This window comes from Planotetraspora phitsanulokensis (assembly GCF_016863295.1).
GTDB classification, from domain to species: Bacteria; Actinomycetota; Actinomycetes; order Streptosporangiales; family Streptosporangiaceae; genus Planotetraspora; species Planotetraspora phitsanulokensis.
The window spans coordinates 1-20,785 of the sequence record NZ_BOOP01000060.1 but is presented as its reverse complement, the minus strand read 5'-3'; the positions used below and the strand labels follow the sequence as shown (position 1 = coordinate 20,785).

Here is a 20,785-nt window from a genome sequence, read left to right as displayed (position 1 = left end):
ACTGACACGGCCACTGACACGACACCGCACCCGACCTGATCCCCGCCGGGACCTCTGACAGACCCCCAGTCCCGACCGGCCAGGCGGGACCTCGGACGAGCAGGAACGCCGTCCGGACACTGAAGGACTCGGTGCGGGAGGAGCTCGCCGCGTCGCGATCACGCCGGTCTGATCCGTCGGTGTAGTCGAGGCCGGCGATCGGCCCCCAGCCCCAGCGGCGGCATCCACTCCTGCCGCTGAACCCCTCACGGACGTCGTCGACCCGGCTGACCGGCTCGCGCGCTCGCCGTCGACCATGCGGCGTCGTGTCAGGCGACTGCGTCAGCGGCCGTGTCAGCACGGCAACGGCCCGGTATCAGGGCGGTCGGCGATCGTGGATGCCATGAGCGGTTCAGCGATTGCAACCGCCTCAAGGCTGCGAAAGGAACACACACCATGTCCATCACCCTTACCGATCAGGACAAGCTCACCCTGCGGACCGCCGCGTACGGCGCCGTCTCGCTGATGGCCGCCGCCGGCGCCGCCGGCTCGCCCCACAAGGTCGCCACCCACGGCGCCATCGCCCTGGCCTCCGCGACCGGCCTGGTCGGCCACGTGCTCGCCGAGTGGCCGAAGGGCATGAAGCTGAACGGCAAGTCCGTCGCCGGAATGGCCGACCAGGTGCTGCCGGCCCTGACGGCGGCCATGAGCCTCCTCAAGGAACAGGCTCCGGCAGAGGCCGACAACTTCCGCAGCACCGTCATCGTCTCCATCGAAGCAGCCACCCGGACCCAGCAGGGCGAGCCCAGCCCCACCCTGGCTGAGATGGCCCGCAAGATCACCGAAGCCCTCGACGCCGCTTGATGGATGACAACCCACCTACGCAGCTACAGCTCGTCACGGGGTCCTCTACGGACCCCGTGACACGACAGCAGCTCCGCCAGACCTCATTCACGCGGGGAATCTGTGCAGGTAGCGAGCCCGGCCTACAGCTCGACTGCCTTACTGGCGATCGCTGTCAGTGGCGATCAATACCCTGCTTCCGTTGGGACCGGTCAGAGCATCCCTTGCGGGTCCGCGGTTCATGGAGGGCGGGTATGGAACCGTTCCCAGATTCGTCTCGGAACAGGCAGAATCCCATGACCCCGCCCTCCTTCGCCCCGCCGGCGGGTCTTCTCTGCGTGACGAACTGTGTGACAACGCCCACAGGCGATCATGGACACCGGCGGACGACGTTTGACGAGACTCAGAGGTCAGGCGTCCTTGCGACCAGGTCGAGGAACGGACAGGGCGACTCGTCCCTGCCTCGTCGCCGGCTGACAGCGGGTACACGAACCCTTCGGCGAATCAGTGGTCGTGGTGCCGAGCGGTGTAGTGCCGCAACTGAGGCGCTGCCCATGCGATCGCTGCCACGGTCACGGCGGTCAGCAGCCCACCGGCGCAGATCACCATTCGGGGGCCGTAGATCGCCGCGGTGGCCCCGTGCAGCAGGTTCGCGATCTGCGGACCCCCGAAGAGCACGACGGTGAGTGATCCCTGGACCCGGCCGCGCATGGCGTCGTCGGTGTGTGCCTGCGAGATGGCGTTGCGGAAGGAGCTCAGCACGAAGTTCACCGCACCGCCGACAACGAGCGCCGCCAGCGCGATCCACAGCTGTGTGGCCAGCCCGAGGACCACGACGGTGAGTCCCCACGCGGCTGCGGCTGCCGCCATGAGGGCGCCGTGGCGACGGGCGCGGGTGAACGTGCCGGACAGCAGGCCGGCCACGAAAACCCCGGCCGGGTAGGCGGCGTAGAGCAGTCCCAATTCCAGGCCGCCGCCCGCCGGGCCGCCGTAGGTGTGTTGGGCCAGTTCCGGAAACAATGCCACCGGCATGCCGAAGACCATCGCCGCGAGATCCACCGCCAGCACCGCCACCAGCAGCCGGCTGGCCGCCAAGTACCGGAAACCGGCCAGTACCTGGCCGATCGTGGAGCGGCCCTGGCGGTACTGCGCCATCGGATCGTTCGATGGTCCGGTGGGGTGAGGGCTGGGCGGCAGCGGCGGCAGCTTGATGACAGACCACACAACGGTCATCAGCGCGACGGCGTCGAACAGGTACAGCGTGCCGAGCCCGACTATCGGGATCAGGACACCGGCCAGGACCGGCCCCAGGATCGACCCGGCGTAGCGGACCAGGGAGCTGAGGCTGTTCGCCGCCGGCCACAGCTCGACAGGGACGAGGCGGGGCACTACGGCACCCATCGTGGTCATGATCGCCCCGAAGGTCAGCCCCTGGCAGGCCACCAACACCAACAAGACAGGGACCGAGCGGCCACCCAGTGCCGCCTGGATCCACAACGCCGCGTACGTCGACGCCAGGCCGCAGTGGGCGAACAGCAGCACCGTTCGCCGGTCTCTGACGTCGGCGAGGGCGCCGGTCCACAGCGCCGCCACGATGAGCGCGACGAACGACACAGCGGCGGAGGCGCCCACGACCGCCGACGAGCCGGTCACCATGAACAGCTGTGTCGGTACCGCGACCACGCTGAACGAACCGCCCACTGCGCAGACGGCCGAGGCCGCCCACAGCCGCCGGTACGCCGCGATGGCCAGCGGCCGTCGGTCGACCGTGTAGGCGCTGCGTACCGGGGTCGCTGAGGTGCTCACCGTCCGGTGCCGCTGTCGCGGCCGACATCGGTGGCAGCCGGTGGTTCCAGCCGCACCACATCGGCGACCACGCAGGCGATGTTGTCGGGGGCGCCGGCGGCGTACGCCCGCGCGACCAGCTCGTCGAGCACATGGTGGGGGTCACCCTGCCCGGTCAGCACCTTGCGCAGCGATTCGGTCGGTACGACGGTGGACAGCCCGTCGGAGCACAACAGGTACCGGTCACCGGCCACGGCCTCATGCAGCGACAGGTCTGGCTGAGCCCCGCCTGTACCGGTGAGCGCCCGTGCCAGCAGCGAGCGTTGCGGATGCGAGGCCGCCTCCTCCGCGGTCAGCCGACCCTCGTCGACCAGCGACTGCACGTAGGTGTGGTCATGGGTGATCTGGAACAGCTTTCCGTCACGCACGAAGTACGCCCGGGTGTCACCGATGTGCACCAGCGCCAGCCTGAGTCCCGACCACAGCAGCGCGGTCAACGTGGTGACCACCTCACCCGACGGTGTCGACGCGGCGATGTCCCCGATCGCCCTGTCGGCGTCACCGACCGCGTCGGCGAGCGCGCCGAGCAGATCCTCGGCCGGCACGGCCAAGGTTTCCAACGGCTTGAGCGCGTCAATGGCCGCTGCGCTCGCGAGGTCCCCGCCCGGGCCGCGGGCCCCGTCGGCAACCGCCAGCAACCGGGGGCCGGCGTACGCGGTGTCCTCGTTGCTCGTGCGCACCAGCCCCGACTCCGACCGGGCGGCGTAACGGATCCCGAGCATGGTCGCCGCCTCTTCCACGGCGCTGCCTCTTCCCGACAGATAGTCGACGAGAAAGGTGGCCAACCGTCCACGGGCGGCGGTCTCGGCCAGCACCTGCTCCCAGTAGCCGGCGATCTCTTCGGCCGCCGCCGGGGCCGGCAGATCACACACTCGCCGGATACGCGCCAACGGCATCCCCAGCCGCCGCAGCCAGGCGATCAATCGGGCCCGCTCCAACTGCGCCGGATCGTAGAACCGGTATCCCGACTCACCGTCCACCGCAGCCGGCCGCAGCAACCCGAGTTCGTCGTACAGCCGCAACGCCTTCGGCGACAGCCGTGCGGATCGGGCGAACGCCCCGATCGTCAGCAGTTGCACCACTCCTCCTCGCGCGGCCGCCGTGGCCGCTGCCGACGATGTTGCGGCTTCACCCAAGGGGAAGGTCAACGTAGCGCCGCGGCCTGAGGCGCCGCGATGCGGTCCGTGATCACGTCACCGCCGTGGAGAACCGGGCGACGGAGTATTCGATAGCAGGCCAGGGGCTCAGACTGACAGGCTTTGGCCATGAATGCCCAGTTTGAAGGCGGAGCCGACCCTTCCTGGCTCGGCAGTCCGATCGACGCGCGTCCCCTGTTCGGTCCAGAGCTGGCGGCGTTGCTCGACGTGCTGCGCGGCTTGCAGCCCGCTGAGTGGAGCAACCTGGCGGTGCCCGGCTGGACCGTGCATGATCTCGCCGCTCATATCCTCGGTGACTTCTACGGCCGGCTCGGCCGCCGCGAATCCAGCAGAGTCAGGCACGTCCGCATCTTCCAGCGTGGAGAGACGCTGGAGGCATTCATCCACCGCACCAATCAGGAATGGGTCGACCTGCATAGAGGGGTCGGCTCTGACGCGCTCATCGAGGACTTGGAGCTGGCCGGTGCTCAGGTCGTCCGCCGGTTCCTCGGAGCCGACCTGCAAACGCCGTCCCTGGGAGTCTCCTGGGCCGGGATCGATCCTGCGCCGATGTGGTTGGACTGTGCCCGGGAATTCACCGAGTACTGGACCCACCGCCAGCAAATTCGTCATGCGACCGGCCAGGACACCGACCCTGAGCCGCGCGCCTTGTCTGTGGTCCTGGACACCTTCATGCGGGCATTGCCCCACGCACTGCGCAACACGGCAGCACCGGTCGGGACCCAGGTGCGAGTGGTGGTCGACGGCCCAAGCGGCGGCACTTGGACCGCCACCGCCACTGCAGACCGGTGGTCCCTGGCCCAGGTGCCCAACGGCAGCCTCAAAGCCACGGTGCAACTGGATGCAGAGACCGCCTGGCGCCTGTGCACCCGCGGAATCGACCCCACCACTGCTCTCGCTCGCGCCTGCGTCTACGGCGACTCCCGGCTCGCCGAGGCCGCATGCAACATCGTGTCCATCGTCTACTGAGGCACAACCGCCACGTCGACCACGTGGGCGACGGTGACGACGACCTTGCCGACCTGGCCGCTGGCCTCCGAATAGCCGCGTGCCTGTGGACGCCTCGCGTCGCCGGCCGTGACCTCGGCGACCGCGTAGGAGCAGGCATGGTCGCGTCAGCCCCGACAGGGGACCCCGATGGCAGTGACGCGAATCACCGTCACAGACGCCCTTTCGGCATCACACCGCGAGCCCCGATTCCGTCATGTGAGTGAGGCAAGGTTAGGGGGCCCCAAATGCGTTCGTTGTCGGCCGGGCGTCGCTCGTTCCAGTTCTCCCACTGGTCGTTCATGTTCGCGGAAATCGCCATCTGGTCGTTCGTCGTTCTGACGGTGACCGGAGCGGTGCTGATGGTGTTCTACGACCCCGGCATGTCCCAGGTGACCTATGACGGCTCGTACGGCCTGCTGCACGGACTCTTCGTCAGCAGGGCCTTCGACTCGACCATGCATCTGAGCCTGGACGTGCGCGGCGGCCTGCTCATCCGCCAGGTCCACCACTGGGCGGCGCTCGTCTTCGTGGCGTCGGTCGCGTTGCAACTGCTGCGCATGTTCCTCACCGGCGCATTCCGCCGCCCGCGCACCAGGCAGTGGCTGATCTGGGTGACGCTGCTGGCGCTGGGCATGGCTGCGGGCGAGACCGGCAACGTCCTGCCCGACGACCTGCTGTCGGGTGGGAGCCTGTGGCTGATCATGTCGGTCGCGCAGTCCATCCCCGTGGTCGGAAACTGGGCGCTGTCGCTGCTGTTCGGCCCGGACTTCCCCGGTGACAGGGTCATTCCGGTCATGTACGGGGGGCATCTGCTGATCGCGGTCGTCATCGCCGCCCTGCTGGTCGCCCGTGAACTGCTGGTGCGGCGGCACGGCCACTCCCGGTTCGTCGCCTCGCTGCCGTCGCGGCGGAGCGCACGCCCGGCGATGGCGCTCGCGACGATCGGCACGCTGATCATCCTCGGGTTCGGGTTCCAGATCGCCCCCATATGGCTGTACGGCCCTGCCAAGCCGTCGCAGGTCTCGGCGGGCGCGGTGCCCGACTGGTACATGGGGTTCCTCGACGGCGCCCTCCGGATCATGCCCGGGTGGGAACTCACCATCGGGGACTACACACTCAGCCTCGCGGTCCTCGTCCCCACACTGGTGATACCAGGGGTCTTCTTCACCGCCCTGGCCGCCTCTCCGGTGGTCGAGCGCTTCCTCGTGTCGCGACGCGGCCGCCGCGACGCGCTGGGCCGGCCCAAGACCACGAGCCGCATGGCCCGCCAGACGCTCGCGGATGACCTGCTCGATCGGCCACGTGACACGCCGGTGAAGACGGCCGTCGCGGTCGCCGGCGTCACGTTCTACGGCCTGCTGTGGGCAGCCGCGGCCAACGACCAGATCGCCGTCCAGTTCCGCCTCGCCGTCGAGACTGTGACGATCTTCTTCAGGTTCGCCGTGGTCATCGGCCCTGTCATCGCCTTCGTCATCACCCGGTGGATCTGCCTCGCTCTTCAGCAGGCGGATCACGAGGTGGCCGAGCACGGAGTGGAGACCGGGATCATCATCCGGTCGCCGGACGGCGGATTCCACGAACAGTTGGCGCCGGCGCGGCAAGAGCGCCGGGAGCCGGCGATCACCTCCGGGAGATGACGGTGACACCGAGCAGGCCACAGGTTGTGATCGTCGGAGCCGGGGTCGCCGGATACCAGGCGGCCCGTACCCTTTCGCGCAGGGTGGGAGGCGGCGCGGAGGTCGTGCTGGTCAACCCGACCGGTGCCGCGCTGCATCCGGAACTGCTCCCGCAGGTGATGACGGGCTTCCTCAGCCCGGATCGGGTGAGCGTGCCGCTGGCGGAGACGCTGCCGGGTGTGCGGGTGGTGCTCGGCACGGTCACTCACATCGACGCCCACGCCCGGCGCGTTCTGTACGACGGCGGCGTGCTGGACTACGACCGGCTGATCGTCGCGGCGGGAGGCGTGAGCGAAGTCGCCCAGGTCTCCGCGGTCTCGGCGCACAGCGTCGGCTTCCACAACGTCGGCCAGGCCCTCCATCTGCGCGATCACATCGATCGGCAGCTTTCCCTGGCCGCCGCGAGCACCGATCCCTTCGAACGCGCGGCGCACTGCACGTTCGTCGTGCTCGGCGCGGGATACGCGGGCACGGCGGCGGCCTCGGCCGGGCAGTCGCTGTCCCAGTCGATCGCTCGCCGCGACCCGCGGTTGCGTGAGCAGCCGATCCGCTGGATTCTGGCCGATCCCGCCGAGTGGCTGCTGCCTGACATGCGGCACCGCCTGTCCAGGACCACGGCACGGATGCTGCGGTCGCAGGGCGTGGAGGTCCGGACGCGGACCTCGGTCGGCCAGGTCACCTCCCGAGGGCTGCGGTTCACCGACGGCGAGTTCATCCCCACCCGCACGATCGTGTGGAGCTTCGGGGTCCGGCCCGATCCGCTCGTGACCAACCTCGGACTGGCGGCCGAGCAGGGCAGGATCAGGGTGGACGAGCACCTCGCCGTGCCCGGCCGTCCCGAGATCTACGCCTGCGGCGACGTGGCCGCCGTCCCCGACCTCACCAGGCCCGGCAAGATCACCCCGATGAGCGGGCGGCACGCCCTGAGCCAGGGCAGGCTGGCGGGCGGCAACGTCGCGGCCTCCATCGGGTACGGCTCGCGCCGGCCGTACCAGCACAGGATCCACGACTCCATCGTGGACCTGGTCCGCACGACGGAGCAGCCCCTGCCTGTGGCATGAAACGGTCACCCCACTCGTGGGGACGGGCGTTCGCCGACGGGCGGGGTGCTTGCCCCAGCGACCGGCCTGATCTCGCTCCGAGAACACGCTCGTGCTGGTGGCGTGTACGTGCCGGCCCACGCGAACATCGCAGGCAAGGGGCAGCGGGTGTGCGCCGAGTCGTTCCCGCTGCCGCTCGCGCCCGCGAAGGGCCGAGGGCCGACGACACGGTGCGCCGGCCCTCCGCTGACGGTCTACCGCGTCAGCTCGCGGAACCCGATCGCCTGGGCGTCTCGGTGCGGGCGTGGCCGAAGTACATCAGCTCCCAGATCGCCTCCTCGGTGAACGTCTCGACGGTCTCGCCGTCCTTGCGGCGCTCGATCGTGAGGTCGCCGGTGAAGCGGAGGTAGGCGCCGTCGACGCGGATCAGCCGCGCGGCGACCTTGCGCCAGCCCTTCAGCTGCTCGGTGAAGGTGTTGGCGACCAGGTCGCGGTCCTTCGTGAAGGTGACGACGTAGCCGTCGCCGCCGTCGTCGTAGTGATACCGGGTGGTGCGGGCCACGGGCTTGCCGGTCTTCCCGTCGATGTAGGTGTCGAGCGCCTCGAAGCGGACCCGCGACGCGTCGTCGGCGACGACGCGACCGTCGCGGGCGAGCATGAAGATCGGGATCGGCTCGTAGCCGTACTTCTCGTGGGCGGTGACGTACGAGGCGATCACCGAGTAGGGACCGGCCTGGCCACGGGCCCAGTACCAGTCGTGGATGATCGACATCATCCCGACGTTGCCCCAGTTGTGGTCGTGGTAGCCGACGCCGCTGACCTCGGTGCGCACGCCCGCGACCTCGTAGGAGCCGCGGACCGTCCCCTGGGGGACGGCCGGGAGCCAGGAGAACTCGAGATCGCGCTTGTCCCCGAAGAGCAGGTAGCCGGTGTGCGGCCGCCACGGCCGGATCTCGGCGTCGAGGGTGACGTCGACCCGCACGCCGCCGACGTCGGCCCGGATCTCGTAGTGCGCGAGGTCGCCGGAGAAGACGTTGCTGGCGATCCGGACGTCGGCGCGGTCGGTCCGGGCCGAGTACGACGCCGCGGGGAAGTCCTGGATGATGTTGTACCGGCGGCCGTCCGGCAGGTCGAGGTTCAGCCGGATCACCGGGCTCAGCGGCTTGCCCGGCGTGGACAGGTCCTTCGTCATGAAGATGACGACGAGCGTGGCGCCGTCGTCGAGGTGGGCGTCGAAGTACCACCACTCGTAGGTGCCACGGCGCCCGTCGGTGCGGGCGCCGTCCTCCCACTCCGCGATGATGTCCGGGCGGATGCCGATGCGTCGGTAGTCGGCGTCGGTGCGGGCGATCCCTGCCTGCTGGGTCATGGCGTCTCTCTCCTTCGGGGTTCTGCTGCAGGAGATGACGACGCAGCCGCCGGGATAGTGAAGTGTCGGTCCCAGAGGGGTGGTTTCTGCGATCACCTATGAAAGGTGGGATTCGTCCTCGCGATCGCTCTGCCCGGTGTGGGTCGCTGACCACTGCAGGAGGAAGCGCAGTGCCTCATGGGACGGCGAATCGGGTTCCGCGGTGTAGGCGATCAGCTGCTGATCGGGGTGGGTGTCGACGGAGAACTGCTGTACGTCCAGGGTGAGGGCGCCGACGACGGGGTGACGGTAGGCCTTGGTGAGTTGTCTCGGGCCCCGCACCTGGTAGGCGGCCCACCAGGTGCGGAAGTCCGGGTCGCAGACGCTGAGTTCCCCGACCAGCGCGTTCAGGGCGGGATCGTGGGGAGTGCGGCCGGCCTCCATGCGCAGCACCGCGACGCATTCACGCGCGGCGCGCGGCCAGTCCGCGTACAGGGCCCGGAAGGCGTCGTCGAGGAAGGTCAGCCTGATCAGGTTGCGCTGGGCCGGGGGCAGGGCGCCGAAGTCGGTCAGCAGGGCGGCCGCCCCTCGGTTCCAGGCCAGCACGTCCATGCGGCGGTTGAGGATCATCGCGGGGACGTCCGGCATCGTGTCCAGCAACTGCCGCAGCCGTGGAGCCACCTCGGGCCGGGCAGGCCGCCGTGCGGGAGCGGCGGGCGCGACGTCGGCGACGGCGAACAGGTAGTCCCGTTCGTCCGGGGCTAGTTGGAGCCCGTCGGCGAGCGCGTCCAGGACCGGGCGGGAGACCCGGCGGGTACGTCCCTGCTCCAGCCGTACGACGTAGTCGACACTCACGTGCGCGAGCTGGGCGAGCTCCTCCCGGCGCAACCCCGGCACGCGGCGCAGCCGGCCGTCGTCCGGCAGTCCCGCCCGGTGCGGGTCGAGGGCGGCACGGCGAGAGCGCAGGAAATCGCCCAGCTCGTTGCCGCCGCGAGGAGTGCCGTGGTGTCCCATGGGTCCATTGTCCGTGCAGGCAGAGCCGTGTGCCTGGTACGGGTTTGCATACGCAGGTCCTTCCCTGGCACCCAATGCTCGGCGACGCGACGGTGGAGTCGTGGCCGGCGGACCTCGGCGGCCACCGGGCTCGGTTGAGGCCCGCCTGTGGGTTCATTGGAGTGAGCAGCTGTGAGAATCGATGTCACCTTTCCCAGCGCCGGGCTGAAGCTCGCCGGCCACCTCTACACCCCCGAGGGTGAAACCACCGGGGGACGCCCGGCGATCGTCGTCGGCCACCCGGGCAGCGGTGTGAAGGAGCAGGCCTCCGGCCTGTACGCGCGGCGCCTGGCCGAGCGGGGTTTCGTCACGTTGGCGTTCGACGCCGCCTACCAGGGGGAGAGCGAGGGCGAGCCGCGCGGCTTGGAGGACCCGGGCCACCGGGTCGAGGATCTCAAGGCCGCGGTCTCCTTCCTCGCGACCCGGCAGGAGGTCGATCCCGACCGCATCGGGGCGCTCGGCATCTGCGCCTCCGGAGGGTACGCCCTCACCGCCGCCGCGACCGATCACCGGGTCAAGGCGGTGGGCACCGTGAGCGCGGTCGACATCGCGCGCCAGTTCCGCGCCGGCGCCGACGGCACTCAGGACGCCGCCGTGATTCAGGGCATGCTGGAGGCGGCAGCAGCAGCGCGTACGGCCGAGGCCCGCGGCGAGGGAGTCCAGTCCTTCAGGCTCTTCCCGGACACAGAGGAGGAGGCGCGCCGCGGAGGCCCGCACGTCTACGAAGGCTGGGAGTACTACTGCACCCCGCGCGGCCGGCACCCGAGGTCGGCCAAATCCCTGACCTGGACCAGCGTCGACCACATCGCCACGTTCGACGCCTTCAGCGCACTCGCCCTGCTCGCCCCGCGCCCGCTGCTCTTGATCGTCGGACGCGAGGCGGTGACCTCCTGGATGAGCGTGGAAGCCTTCCAGAAGGCCCCCGGCCCGAAGGAACTGCTCTGGATCGACGGTGCGATGCACACCGACCTCTACGACAAGGACGCCTACGTCACGCCCGCGGTGGAGAAGCTGGCCGGCTTCTTCCGGGCGCATCTGGCCGACGCCGACGAGACCGGCGCGGCCGACGTTCTGGGCGTCCGGACGGCTGATCCCCACGAAATGGGCTGATCACGATGATGATCTTCCCGGCGCGAGGCCGATGGCGGCCGTGATCAGGCGGAGGCGGCCTGTCGGATGAGGTCGGCGACCGCGGCGGGCTGCGACAGGTAGACCGAGTGGCTGCCCGGCGTCTCCGCGACGGTCGCCCCGGCGCGCTCCGCCATGCCGCGCTGGGCGGGCGGCGGGATCATCCGGTCGTCGGTCGCCACCAGGTACCAGGTCGGCTTGGCGCGCCACGCGGGCTCGGTGACCGCGTCGCCGAGGGCGTCCACGCCCCAGGGGACCTGCGAGTCGGCCATGAACGCCGCCTGGTCGGCGGGCAGGTCCCCCGCGAACGACGCGGCGAACTTGTCCCGGTCGAGGAAGAGGAATCCGTTGACCGGGGGCAGGATCGGCGGGACGGGCGCGCCGGGCGGCGGGTCGGCGATGAGCGTGTTGACCGACTCGCCCTTGTCGGGGGCGAACGCGGCGATGTAGGCCAACGCCCCCACGTTGGGGTGTGCGCCGGCTTCACTGATGACGACTCCGCCGTAGGAGTGCCCGACCAGGACGGCCGGGCCGTCCAGGCCGTCGAGGACCTGGTGGGTGGCGGCGACGTCCCCGGCCAGGGACAGGGTCGGGTTCTGCACGACTGACACGCGGAAGCCGTCGGCGACGAGCAGGTCGTAGACGGCCTGCCAGCCGGAGCCGTCGACGAAGCCGCCGTGGACGAGCACGATGTTGCGGATCATGAAACTCCTCTGCGAGAAAAGAGGGAGTGGAACGCGTCTCACGCTAGGAACCGGGCCGCTCTCCTCGCGTACGTCAAATGATGTAATCGCCCTCCCGCGCGGCCACGAGGCGGCTGAGCTCGCCGCGGGTGGTGATGCCGAGCTTGGGGAAGATGCGCGACAGGTGCGTGCTGACCGTTCGGGGCGAGACGAACAGCCGTTGGCCGATGTCGCGGTTGGTCAGGCCGTCCGCGACGAGTTGGGCGATCTGGAGCTCCTGGGCGGTGAGGCGGTCGCGGGTGTCGTGCTTGCGGCGGATCCGCTCGCCGCTGGCACGCAGTTCGCGTAGGGCGCGTTCCGACCAGGGCACCGCGCCGAGGGCGTCGAACGCCTCGGCCGCCGCGCGCAGCGGCGCCCTGGCCTCGGCGGCACGGCGCTGGCGGCGCAGCCACGCGCCCCACGCGTGCCGCAGCCGGGCCCGTTCGAACGGCCAGCCGACGAGGTCCTCACGCAGCGCCCGCGTGAACAGCTCCTCTGCGGTCTCGTCGGGCGCGGTGACGGCCCTGATGTAGGCGAGCGCCACATGCCCGACCGGCGACCCGCTCTCCTCGATCACCGGGGCCAGCTCGTCGGCGACCGCGCGCAACTCCTCCTGCCGGCCGCTGAGCAGCGCCGCCTCCGCCAGGTGTGGCAGTGCCCACAGCCGCATGTACTGGCTGTAGCTGATCTCGCTGGGGTCGAAGATCGGGCGTAGCGCGTCCCAGGCCGCGCCGAAGGTTCCGTCGGCCAGCTCGGCGGCTCCGCGCGCAAGCTGCACCAAGGCCAGCATCGGGTGCGCGCCCGCGGACAGGAACGCACGTTCGGCATGCGCGGCGAGGTCGCGCGCGACGTCCGTCTGGCCGCGCAGCGCGTGGATCTCGGCGGATACGGCGTCGACGGTGAGCGCCCACTGCGGCTGGCCGGTCTCCACGGCCAGCGCCCTGGCCTCGGCGGCGGCGACGACCCCGAGCCGGGTGTCGGCGAGCCGGGCCGCCGACGTCGCCTGCCCGACGAGCGCCTGCGCGAGCGACCCGAACGGCCCCCGCGTCCGCATCCCGATGATCGCCTCCGCGTAGAGCCGCGCGCCCAGCGGGAACGCTCCGACCGCGCTCGCGGCCATGCCCAGCAGGTGCAGGTTGAGCGGGCTGATCCAGCTCGCCCTGCTCAGCGCGTCGAGCCGGGCCAGGGTCTGCCTGCCGCGCTCCACCGGGGCGACCAGCGCGATCGACGTGACGATCTGCGGGTCGTCCGGGGGCACGGCCAGCCGTTCGATCGCGGCGAGCAGGGGCGCGCGTGCGTCCTGCGAGGGGTTGGAGAAGAACCAGCGCATGCTGACCATGGCCAGCCAGCTCAGCGCGAACGCCGAGCCGTCACGTGCGCGCATCTCGTCGAGAAAGCCGGCGAGGTCGGACAGCCGGTCCACGCCGGTCCACACGTAATGCAGGGTGATGCCGCGGAGGTAGGTGAGCCTGGACCGGTCGATCGGGGCGAGGTCGGCGTCCTCCGCGCGGCTGAAGAGGCGTTCCAGCGTGGCACGGTCGCCGAGGTCGAAGGCCATCACGGCGGCGTCGATCAGCCGCGCGCCCCGGCGCGCCGGGTCGGCGCTGAGGTAGGCGGCGCGCTCCATCGCCTCCAGCGCGAACGCCGGCGCGCCCCTGGCGTGGGCGCGCATCGCGGCGGCGGCGAGCCCGGCTGCGACGTCGTCGTCGTGGGACGTCGTGGCGGCCGCCCGGTGCCAGATGCGGCGGTCGTTGTCGGGCAGGGCGGCGGCGAGGGCGGCGTGCGCATCGCGCAACAGGTCTGCCCCGGCCGCCTGGACGATCGCCGACCTGATCAGCGGGTGGCGGAATTTGACGCGCATGGGGTCGGCCATGACCAGCCCGGCCCGGACTGCGGGGGCCAGCGCGGCCGCGTCGATCGGCGCGCCCGCCAGCAGGGACGCGGCCCGCGTGTTCTCTTCGATCGCGTCGTCCTCGTTGACGGCGGCGATGAGCGCCAGGGTTCTGATGTCGGGGGGCAGTGTGGCGAGTGCCTGGGCGAACGCGCGCTCCAGCCGCTCGGTCAAAGGCAGCCGGCTCGACGCCAGCACCTCCTGGTCCTGCCGGGAGGCCAGCGTGGCGAACTCGATCAGCGCGAGCGGATTGCCCGCCGCCTCCGTCAGAACGCGGGCGCGCAGCGCGGCGCCCAGGTCGGGTGCGACTCTGGCCAGCAACTCCACCGCCGCCTGATCGGTCAGCGGCGGCACCGTCAGCGCGGGCAGTCCTGAGGCGGCGAGCCTGGCCTGGGAGTCGGCGTCGTCGCGCAGTGTCGCCAGCAGCACCACGGCGTCCGAACGCAGCCGGCGGCCGACGAACGCCAGCGCCTCCCAGCTCGGCTCGTCCAGCCAGTGCGCGTCCTCGACGGCCAGCACCACGGGTGTGTCGCCCGCCAGCGCGGACAGCCGGTGCAGCACGGACATCGCGGTGCGCAGCGGCTCGCCGTCGAGGTCGCCGGACGTGAGCCCGGTCCCCGCGAGCAGCCTGCGCAGACCCTCGTAAGGAGCCTGGCCTTCGGCCGGCACACCGGTCACGGTCAGCACGCGCTCGCCCCTGGCGCAGGCCTCGGCCGTGGCGGCTCCGATCAACGCCGACTTGCCGACGCCCGCCGCGCCGCTCAACACGAGTGCGCCGCCGCCCTCCTTCAGGCCGTCCAGCAGCGCCAGCAGGTCACGCAGTTCGGCGTCCCGTCCCACGAGGTCGACGACCATGCTCACTTCTCACGCCCCGCCCCGCCGTCCGACCGGACAGGGCGAAACGCCTGTCCTGTGATCCCAATCCAAGTGGCGCGGAAGGATCCAGACCATGCAGAACAGCAGGCAGAAGGTTCCGTGGTCAATCCGCCTTGGGCGGGTCAGGGGCAGCGGTCGCCAGGTTGCGGCAGCGGCTGCTCGCCGCGGCGTCGCCGGTCGCCTCGTACACCTCCGCCGCACGGGCGTAGGCTCGGCGGCTCTCGCCGTCCCGGCCCTCCTCGGCCAGGACGTCCGCGAGTACCTCCAGGGCGCGGGCCTGCGGATAGTTGGACAACTGGAACGGCTCCATGAGAGCGATCGCCTCGGTGAGCGTGGTGATCGCTTCGGCTCGCCGGCCGAGCAGCCCCAGACATTGGCCGATGCGGACCAGCGCGTACGGCAGGGAGAGCGCCGCGATGCTCGGTGTCATCCCCGACCCCTCGTCGCCGGCCAGGTCGCGCTTCTTGACGTACTGCTCCAGCGCTTCGGCGTAGCGCCCGTCGTCACGGAGGCAGTCGCCGAGGGTGCCGAGACTCTGGGCGTACGCATCGATGTTGTCGGCGGCCTTGAATATCTCCGCTCCCCGGGATATCGACGCGACGGCCTCATCGAGCCGGCCGAGCGCTCGTAGCGCGGCTCCGGAGAATTGGTGCGACCAGCCGATCTGGGTCGTTGCGCCGCTCTGAGTCGCGAGATCCAGCGCCTGGGCTGCGTACCGCAAGGCGACGTCCGGGACGGAGGGCGGCACCAGATGAACCCATGCCAGATAGTTGAGCTGGGCGGCATGGTGCGCCAGATCGCCAAGAGCGGCGGCGGCCTGCGCCCCGAGTGTGAAGACCTCCCGCCAATGCGGAGCATGCATCCACCGGTCGGAGAACCAGTCCATCGACTCGGCGCACTCAAGGACGACGGAGTGCCGGTCGCTGCTCGCCGCATGGCGCAACGCGCCCAGCCAGTTGCCGGCGTTCACGCGCAGCCATTGTTCGGCTTCCTCGATGGAGGACAGGTCGGCGAGGTCGGCGTCGGGCCGGTCGGGGCGGCCGTAGGCGGAATCGAACCACCGCCCGGCTGTGGTGGCCGTCCGCAGCAGCCACGACGTCACCGTCTCGGTGATCGTGTCGCGCTCGGCCGAGGTGTCCTCCTCCTGGAGCCTGTCGCGGGCGAACAGCCGGACCAGGTCGTGGAAGCGATAGCGGCCCGACGTGCCGTCCTGCAGCAGACCGAGGTCGACGAGCTCGTCGAGAGCGTCCCAGGCGTCCTCGACCGAGGTCCCGCCGGCGACCGCGGCGAGAGCGGCGTCGAAGTCCCGGCCGGGCACCAGGGCGAGCCGGCGGAAGACCCGCCGAGTGGATCCAGCGAGCTGCTCATAGGACATCCTGAACGCGTTGGCGATCTTGAGGTCGCCGGCGCTGAGCTGGTCGAGACGGCGCTCCTCATTCGCCAGCCGGGCGGCGAGCTCGGCGGCGCTCCAGCCTGGCCGGCTGACCAGCCGGTTTCCGATGATCCGCAGCGCGAGGGGCAGGCCACCGCACAGTTGCGCGAGCCGGGTGAGCACCGGTTCCCCGTCCGATGCGGAGCGTTCGCCCACAATCCCGGTAAGCAGTTCGGTGGCTTCCAGGAGAGGCAAGGGTTCCAGGCTCAGCCTGCGCACACCCTCCAGCCCGGCCAGCAGCCGACGGCTGGTGATCAGAGCCCTGCCTTCGCCGCCGGCAGGCAGCAGCGGACGGATCTGCTGCTCCGACGCGGCGTCGTCGAGCACGACCAGAACGCGCCTGTCCCGCAGCAGCGACCGGTACAAGGAGGCACGCCCGGGGACGTCGTGAGGTATTTGCTGGTCCGCGACACCGAGCGCACGAAGGAGCAGTGCCAACGCCTCGTCGACGGAGAGGGGGTGAGGGGACATGCCGAACAGATCGAGGAAGAACACCCCGTCAGGAAAGTCCGGCCCCAGGGCGTGGGCGGCGCGAACGGCGAACGTGGTCTTCCCCAGACCGGCAGGGCCGGTGACGAGGCCCACGCCGGCGACGCCTGGCGAGTCGTCGGCGTGAACGAGATCGTTCGTCCAGGCCAGCTCCGCGGCACGGCCGGTGAAGTCGTCAACGGACCGGGGTAGCGCGGATAGACCGGTCGGGCGCGTCCAGTGATCCCGCAGCCGGCCGTCTCGTGCCAGTTCGACGAGCTGTTCGCGGGCGATCTCGTCGAGAGCGAGTGCGTCCGCGAGAGCGGTGACGCTCCGGTGCCGGGGTCCTCTGCTGCGTCCCCGCTCCATGTCCGACAGGCTTCGGACGCTGATCCCGGAGGCTTCGGCGAGCTGCTCCAGCGTGAGGCGTGCCGCGTGCCGGTGACGGCGCAGCAGCTCCGCGAAGCCGAGTGGGTCGGTGATGGGGGCCACTCCTTCTCAGCGGTGGGGGTGCTCGACCCGCTGTGAACGAGTGCAAGCCTACTCGCCATGTCGGGACGAAGATCGTGTGCTCGGCCACCTCCGCCTCGGCGGACAGACCCACCGCAGTCGCCGCCGAACTCAACGGCCGCCCACGCAAAACGCTCGGCTGGAATATCCCAGCCGAGCGTCTGCCTAAGCTCCCGGCCGAAGCCGGCTGATGACCCACGCTACCTGCGGGCGCTGCCCGAGCGGCCGAGCTGATGCCGGGCCGCCGGGACGGTCACCGCACGTCGACGTAGTCGGCGGCGCTGATGGCCGTCCGGACCGTGGAGTTGCCCACGAAGCTGTAGCGCCAGTAGCCGTCACGGGACGCCTTGACCGTCGTCTTCAGATTGCCAAAGGAGTTGGTCGTCAGCGTCTTGACCGTGGTGTACGTGCTGGAGCCCACCTTGCGGAACTGGAGCCTCACCGACTGGCCGGCGAAGCCGGCGTAGGTGGAGGTCTGCCAGTCAGCCCGGGTGAGCTTGCCCGTGATGGTGAGGGTCCTGCCCTTGCGGATCGGCTCGGGCGCGGCGTTCACGCTCAGCCTGGTGGCCCTCAGCAGGTTGACGGTCTTCGCCGCATGCAGGTCGGTGTAGCTTTTGCGGTCCTTGGAGTGCGCCCAGGCGGCCACCTTCCACGGGCCGGCCAGAGAGTTCTTCCCCAGGTCGAGCTGTGAGACGACGTCGTAGATCAACTCGCAGGTCGAGGTGGTGGCGTTCACCTTCCTGCACTCGGCCGGCGCAGGGCTGATCAAGACGTTGTCGGGCTTGTCGTACGAACCGTGGTAGAGGTAGGCGTCGCCGTCGGCGATCCCGGCCGGATCGGTGGCGGTGAACGTCACCGGGAAGAACGCACCGAAGGGGTCCACGGCCAAGGGCTTGCCGTCGTTGACCACGATGTTGGAGATCTTGGTCGCGCCGACCGTCTGGTCCCGCTGGGGCGCCGGGCCCGCGAAGGCCCGGACGACCGTGCGCCGGACGCTCTCGCCCTCGTCGTCCACCGCCGACACGCGCAGAGACACGAAGGAGGCGTTCGCCGGGACCGTCAGCTCGGCGGACGCGCTGTCGCCTGTGCCGGTGACGGGGAGGGAGGTCCAGGTGGTGCCGTCGTCGGTCGAATACTCCAACGCGGTGACGGTCTCCGTCGCTCTCAGCCGCGCGGTCGCGGTCGCGCCGATGCGGACGCGGTTCGCGGACGTCGCCGTGTTCCTGGAGTCGAGCCCGGACACCGACAGGTCGATGTCGATCAGCGGCAGGTCGGTGGGCCGGGTGGCGGCGGCGGAGCTGAACTTCCACTCGCTGGTCATCCGGCTGGACAACCGGGAGTACGGAACCGTGCGGCTGACGGTCTCGGTGAGCGCGTAGTCCGCACGAGCGGCCGGGACCGTCACACGCACTTCCTTGCTCGGCGACTGGTCGACGGCGGACAGGAGTGTCTTGCCCCCGGAGCTCAGCTTGTAGGACACCTTGGCTCGGTTGTCGAACCCGAAGTTCCCGGAGGAGTCGGAGAAGAGCGAGTCCTCGTTCAGCCATATCGTCGTGCCCTGCCGGTACGCGCCCAGGTACTGAGGTCCGCGCAGGTCGAACGGGGCGGTGCCGACCGTCTCACCGGCGGATGTGCCCACGGGGAGCTTCCGATCCTTGAGGATCAGAACGGACTCGGAGTTGCCGTACACCAACGCCCGCCCGTAGGTGACGCCAGGCGTCACGTATTCGGTGACGGTGGAGGGCAGCCGTACGGGGGAGTCGAAGAACATGCCGCCCAGGTCGTCGACCATGGGACCGCTGAGCAGGGACGCGTTGGTGTTGGTCCCGGGAGCGCGGAAGGTCGTGACCGTCTTGGCGAGCGAGCTCGTGCGCACGTGGAACATCGGCGAGGCGGGCACGGTGTTCTGGAAGGTGTGGGACAGGTCATAGCGGTAAGGGCTCGGCACGGAGACCGAGCTTCCCTTCTTGACCTGCACCTCCTGGAGGTGAAGGGCCGCACCCGTGAGCGAGAACGGGTTCACGTAGACCTTGCCGCCCCCTCCGAGCGAGGCATAGCCGATCTCGATTCCACCCGGAAATGAGATCGACACCGACGCGCTGTCGCGGCGCGTGGCCGCGTCGTCGACTTTGACGCCGGTCTCCTTGGCCGTCTTCTCGTCGAAACGCACCGTGAGACCGGCGCTTTTCACCGTGAAGGTCCGCACGAGCAGGTACGCCGGCTTCGGGAAGTCATCGTGCATCGCCACGGACACGTAGTCACCGGGCGGCAGGTTCACGCTGCCGTTCGGGCTGTTGCGCTGGTCCTTGACCTGGTATTCCGTCAGGGTGCGGCGGTTCCACACGGTGAACATCTTGAACGAGACGGCGCCCCCGTTGACGATGCTGAGCTTCACCGGATAGGTCTTGGCCGCCGTCGGCGCGGGCGCCGCGGGCGTGCCGGCACCCGTGGCGAGTTCTGTCGCGGCGACGACCTGACGCTGGTTCAGTGGCCGTACTCGTAGCTTGCCGTTCGCGGAGGTGAAGGCGTAGCGCCCGGTGGTCTGCCCGGCCTTCGGGGCGATCCACACGTTCGGTTTCGAGGCGCCCTTGCGACCGGTGCGCAGGATTTCGACCCGCTCGCCGGTCGCGAGCGTGGCGGTCTGCCGTGCCTCGTGCGGGGCCGGTGACACGGCGACGGCCGGCGCCGCCGTTCGGTCCGCGGCCCAGCCGTCGGCGGGAACAAGGAGGACGGAAGTCGTCGCGGCTACGCCTGTGAGTGTGGCGAGCGCGCTGTTTCGTAGTCGATTCCAGGGCAGCGGCATGTGCTGGCGGTCTCCCCGTGTGAGCGCTCCTGGAAGGTCGTACGCACAGGAGCTTGATCGGTCATGCCGTGACGACGGTTTGGTAATTGTGTAGGTTGCCAGTCTTTGTGCCGTTGTGATGAGGTTGTGACTTACTTCGCCTACTTGTGGCGATGACACCATTTTTGTCATTTGTCATTAATTGACCGCTTCACTCGACGACTGTGGAAATTCGAGAGAGCCGATCCGGATGCTGATTTTCGGGAACGGCGCGATACGGTTCAGACCGGGCCGGGACCCAGCAGTGAAGGTCGGTCCACGGTGCGCCATGCGGGCCTCGTCAAGGCCGCCGTCGAAGTAGTTCCGTGCTTCCTCGCGCCACCCGTCGTCCTCGCTGTGCGCCGGCACCACTCCTTCGGCGCGACGTTGGTAACGGCCTCCTCGCGGTGAATGGTTCGCGCTGGGGCGTCGACGCACATGGGCGGCGGCGGGATGGCGTGTTCGGAGTCTGCTGGCGTTGGAGTTTGACAAGCGAGGTGGCGTACGCCATCCTGTAAATGCGACCGGATGATGGGTCTGCGTTAGCGTGGACAAATTTACTTAATGCGAGTATGCTCGCGTTTCCACGCCGCCTTCTCGACGACCCGCTCCGCTCGCTCACGTTGCGAGGTTGCCTGGCGTGCGTGTAGTCAGTCCGCCGCGAGCCCTCGGAAGGACATCTGTTGGCAGCCTCGCGCAACGCCTCCGCCGTACCCGCCGGTCCCCGTCGCCTCTCTTTTTCGCGTATCCAGGAGCCGCTCGAGGTTCCCGACCTTCTCGCCCTGCAGACCCAGTCCTTTGACTGGTTGCTCGGCAACGAGAGATGGAAGGGCCGGGTCGAGGCCGCTCGCCAGGCCGGGCGCAAGGACGTTCCGGCCCAGTCGGGCCTTGAGGAGATCTTCGAGGAGATCAGTCCGATCGAGGACTTCTCCGGAAGCATGTCCCTGTCGTTCCGGGAGCACAGGTTCGAGCCGCCCAAGTACTCAGTCGATGAGTGCAAGGAAAA

At 69.8% G+C, this 20,785-nt stretch carries 15 protein-coding genes; 6 read left to right on the top strand and 9 right to left on the bottom strand.

Features of this window, described 5'->3' with window-relative positions:
- The first annotated feature begins 435 nt into the window (after positions 1 to 435).
- Complete coding sequence (locus tag Pph01_RS41870) at positions 436 to 843, top strand: hypothetical protein (protein WP_204078833.1); 408 nt, start codon at positions 436 to 438, stop codon at positions 841 to 843.
- A gap of 483 nt (positions 844 to 1,326) precedes the next feature.
- Here Pph01_RS41870 and Pph01_RS41865 read toward each other — a convergent pair whose 3' ends face one another.
- Together Pph01_RS41865 and Pph01_RS41860 are read right to left on the bottom strand one after the other, a co-directional pair.
- Entirely contained in the window at positions 1,327 to 2,628 is a 1,302-nt protein-coding gene (locus Pph01_RS41865) for an MFS transporter (RefSeq protein ID WP_204078832.1), read from the bottom strand.
- Positions 2,625 to 3,746 carry a MerR family transcriptional regulator gene (locus Pph01_RS41860; RefSeq protein WP_239117412.1) on the bottom strand — a complete coding sequence of 374 codons (1,122 nt, stop codon included), beginning with the start codon at positions 3,744 to 3,746 and terminating at the stop codon, positions 2,625 to 2,627. Before Pph01_RS41860 ends, Pph01_RS41865 begins: the two co-directional genes overlap by 4 nt.
- Before the next feature lie 186 nt (positions 3,747 to 3,932).
- Here Pph01_RS41860 and Pph01_RS41850 point away from each other — a divergent pair, with 186 nt between their 5' ends.
- From Pph01_RS41850 to Pph01_RS41840, 3 genes are all read left to right on the top strand, one after another.
- Positions 3,933 to 4,793: a maleylpyruvate isomerase family mycothiol-dependent enzyme gene (locus Pph01_RS41850; RefSeq protein ID WP_204078831.1), complete on the top strand. Its 861-nt coding sequence runs from the start codon at positions 3,933 to 3,935 to the stop codon at positions 4,791 to 4,793.
- A gap of 266 nt (positions 4,794 to 5,059) precedes the next feature.
- Positions 5,060 to 6,451, top strand: a complete 1,392-nt coding sequence (locus Pph01_RS41845) for a cytochrome b (protein ID WP_204078830.1) — start codon at positions 5,060 to 5,062, stop codon at positions 6,449 to 6,451.
- Entirely contained in the window at positions 6,448 to 7,551 is a 1,104-nt protein-coding gene (locus Pph01_RS41840; protein WP_204078829.1) for an NAD(P)/FAD-dependent oxidoreductase, read from the top strand. The genes Pph01_RS41845 and Pph01_RS41840 overlap by 4 nt, the downstream gene beginning before the upstream one ends.
- A 241-nt stretch (positions 7,552 to 7,792) precedes the next feature.
- Here Pph01_RS41840 and Pph01_RS41835 read toward each other — a convergent pair whose 3' ends face one another.
- A complete protein-coding gene (locus Pph01_RS41835) occupies positions 7,793 to 8,899 on the bottom strand; it encodes a lipocalin-like domain-containing protein (RefSeq protein ID WP_204078828.1) in 1,107 nt (368 codons plus the stop codon).
- A 96-nt stretch (positions 8,900 to 8,995) separates the two neighbouring features.
- Entirely contained in the window at positions 8,996 to 9,892 is an 897-nt protein-coding gene (locus Pph01_RS41830; protein ID WP_204078827.1) for a helix-turn-helix transcriptional regulator, read from the bottom strand.
- A gap of 171 nt (positions 9,893 to 10,063) precedes the next feature.
- Here Pph01_RS41830 and Pph01_RS41825 point away from each other — a divergent pair, with 171 nt between their 5' ends.
- Positions 10,064 to 11,041 (top strand): alpha/beta hydrolase, encoded by a 978-nt coding sequence (locus Pph01_RS41825; RefSeq protein WP_204078826.1) that lies wholly within the window; start codon positions 10,064 to 10,066, stop codon positions 11,039 to 11,041.
- Between the two features lie 44 nt (positions 11,042 to 11,085).
- Here Pph01_RS41825 and Pph01_RS41820 read toward each other — a convergent pair whose 3' ends face one another.
- The 5 genes from Pph01_RS41820 to Pph01_RS41800 all read right to left on the bottom strand — a co-directional run bounded on the left by Pph01_RS41820 (position 11,086) and on the right by Pph01_RS41800 (position 20,148).
- Positions 11,086 to 11,763, bottom strand: coding sequence for an alpha/beta fold hydrolase (locus tag Pph01_RS41820; RefSeq protein WP_204078825.1), 678 nt, complete (start codon positions 11,761 to 11,763; stop codon positions 11,086 to 11,088).
- A gap of 73 nt (positions 11,764 to 11,836) precedes the next feature.
- Positions 11,837 to 14,527 carry a helix-turn-helix transcriptional regulator gene (locus Pph01_RS41815; protein WP_204078824.1) on the bottom strand — a complete coding sequence of 897 codons (2,691 nt, stop codon included), beginning with the start codon at positions 14,525 to 14,527 and terminating at the stop codon, positions 11,837 to 11,839.
- A gap of 124 nt (positions 14,528 to 14,651) precedes the next feature.
- The gene (locus Pph01_RS41810) at positions 14,652 to 16,940 is read right to left on the bottom strand and encodes an XRE family transcriptional regulator (RefSeq protein WP_204078823.1); all 2,289 of its coding nucleotides are present in this window, start codon (positions 16,938 to 16,940) and stop codon (positions 14,652 to 14,654) included.
- A 271-nt stretch (positions 16,941 to 17,211) separates the two neighbouring features.
- Complete coding sequence (locus Pph01_RS41805) at positions 17,212 to 19,761, bottom strand: hypothetical protein (RefSeq protein ID WP_204078822.1); 2,550 nt, start codon at positions 19,759 to 19,761, stop codon at positions 17,212 to 17,214.
- A 177-nt stretch (positions 19,762 to 19,938) separates the two neighbouring features.
- Positions 19,939 to 20,148 (bottom strand): hypothetical protein, encoded by a 210-nt coding sequence (locus Pph01_RS41800; protein WP_204078821.1) that lies wholly within the window; start codon positions 20,146 to 20,148, stop codon positions 19,939 to 19,941.
- Positions 20,149 to 20,462: 314 nt separating this feature from the next.
- On the opposite strand from Pph01_RS41800, the gene Pph01_RS41795 reads away from it, so the two are divergent.
- On the top strand, positions 20,463 to 20,785 hold a 323-nt coding region (locus Pph01_RS41795), incomplete at its 3' end, for a hypothetical protein (protein ID WP_204078820.1).

Coding starts and splice junctions, on each gene's coding strand:
- Pph01_RS41870 (WP_204078833.1), top strand. CDS start 436: ATGTCCATCACCCTTACCGATCAGGACAAGCTCACCCTGCGGACCGCC.
- Pph01_RS41850 (WP_204078831.1), top strand. CDS start 3,933: ATGAATGCCCAGTTTGAAGGCGGAGCCGACCCTTCCTGGCTCGGCAGT.
- Pph01_RS41845 (WP_204078830.1), top strand. CDS start 5,060: ATGCGTTCGTTGTCGGCCGGGCGTCGCTCGTTCCAGTTCTCCCACTGG.
- Pph01_RS41840 (WP_204078829.1), top strand. CDS start 6,448: ATGACGGTGACACCGAGCAGGCCACAGGTTGTGATCGTCGGAGCCGGG.
- Pph01_RS41835 (WP_204078828.1), bottom strand. CDS start 8,899: ATGACCCAGCAGGCAGGGATCGCCCGCACCGACGCCGACTACCGACGC.
- Pph01_RS41830 (WP_204078827.1), bottom strand. CDS start 9,892: ATGGGACACCACGGCACTCCTCGCGGCGGCAACGAGCTGGGCGATTTC.
- Pph01_RS41820 (WP_204078825.1), bottom strand. CDS start 11,763: ATGATCCGCAACATCGTGCTCGTCCACGGCGGCTTCGTCGACGGCTCC.
- Pph01_RS41815 (WP_204078824.1), bottom strand. CDS start 14,527: ATGGTCGTCGACCTCGTGGGACGGGACGCCGAACTGCGTGACCTGCTG.
- Pph01_RS41805 (WP_204078822.1), bottom strand. CDS start 19,761: ATGCCGCTGCCCTGGAATCGACTACGAAACAGCGCGCTCGCCACACTC.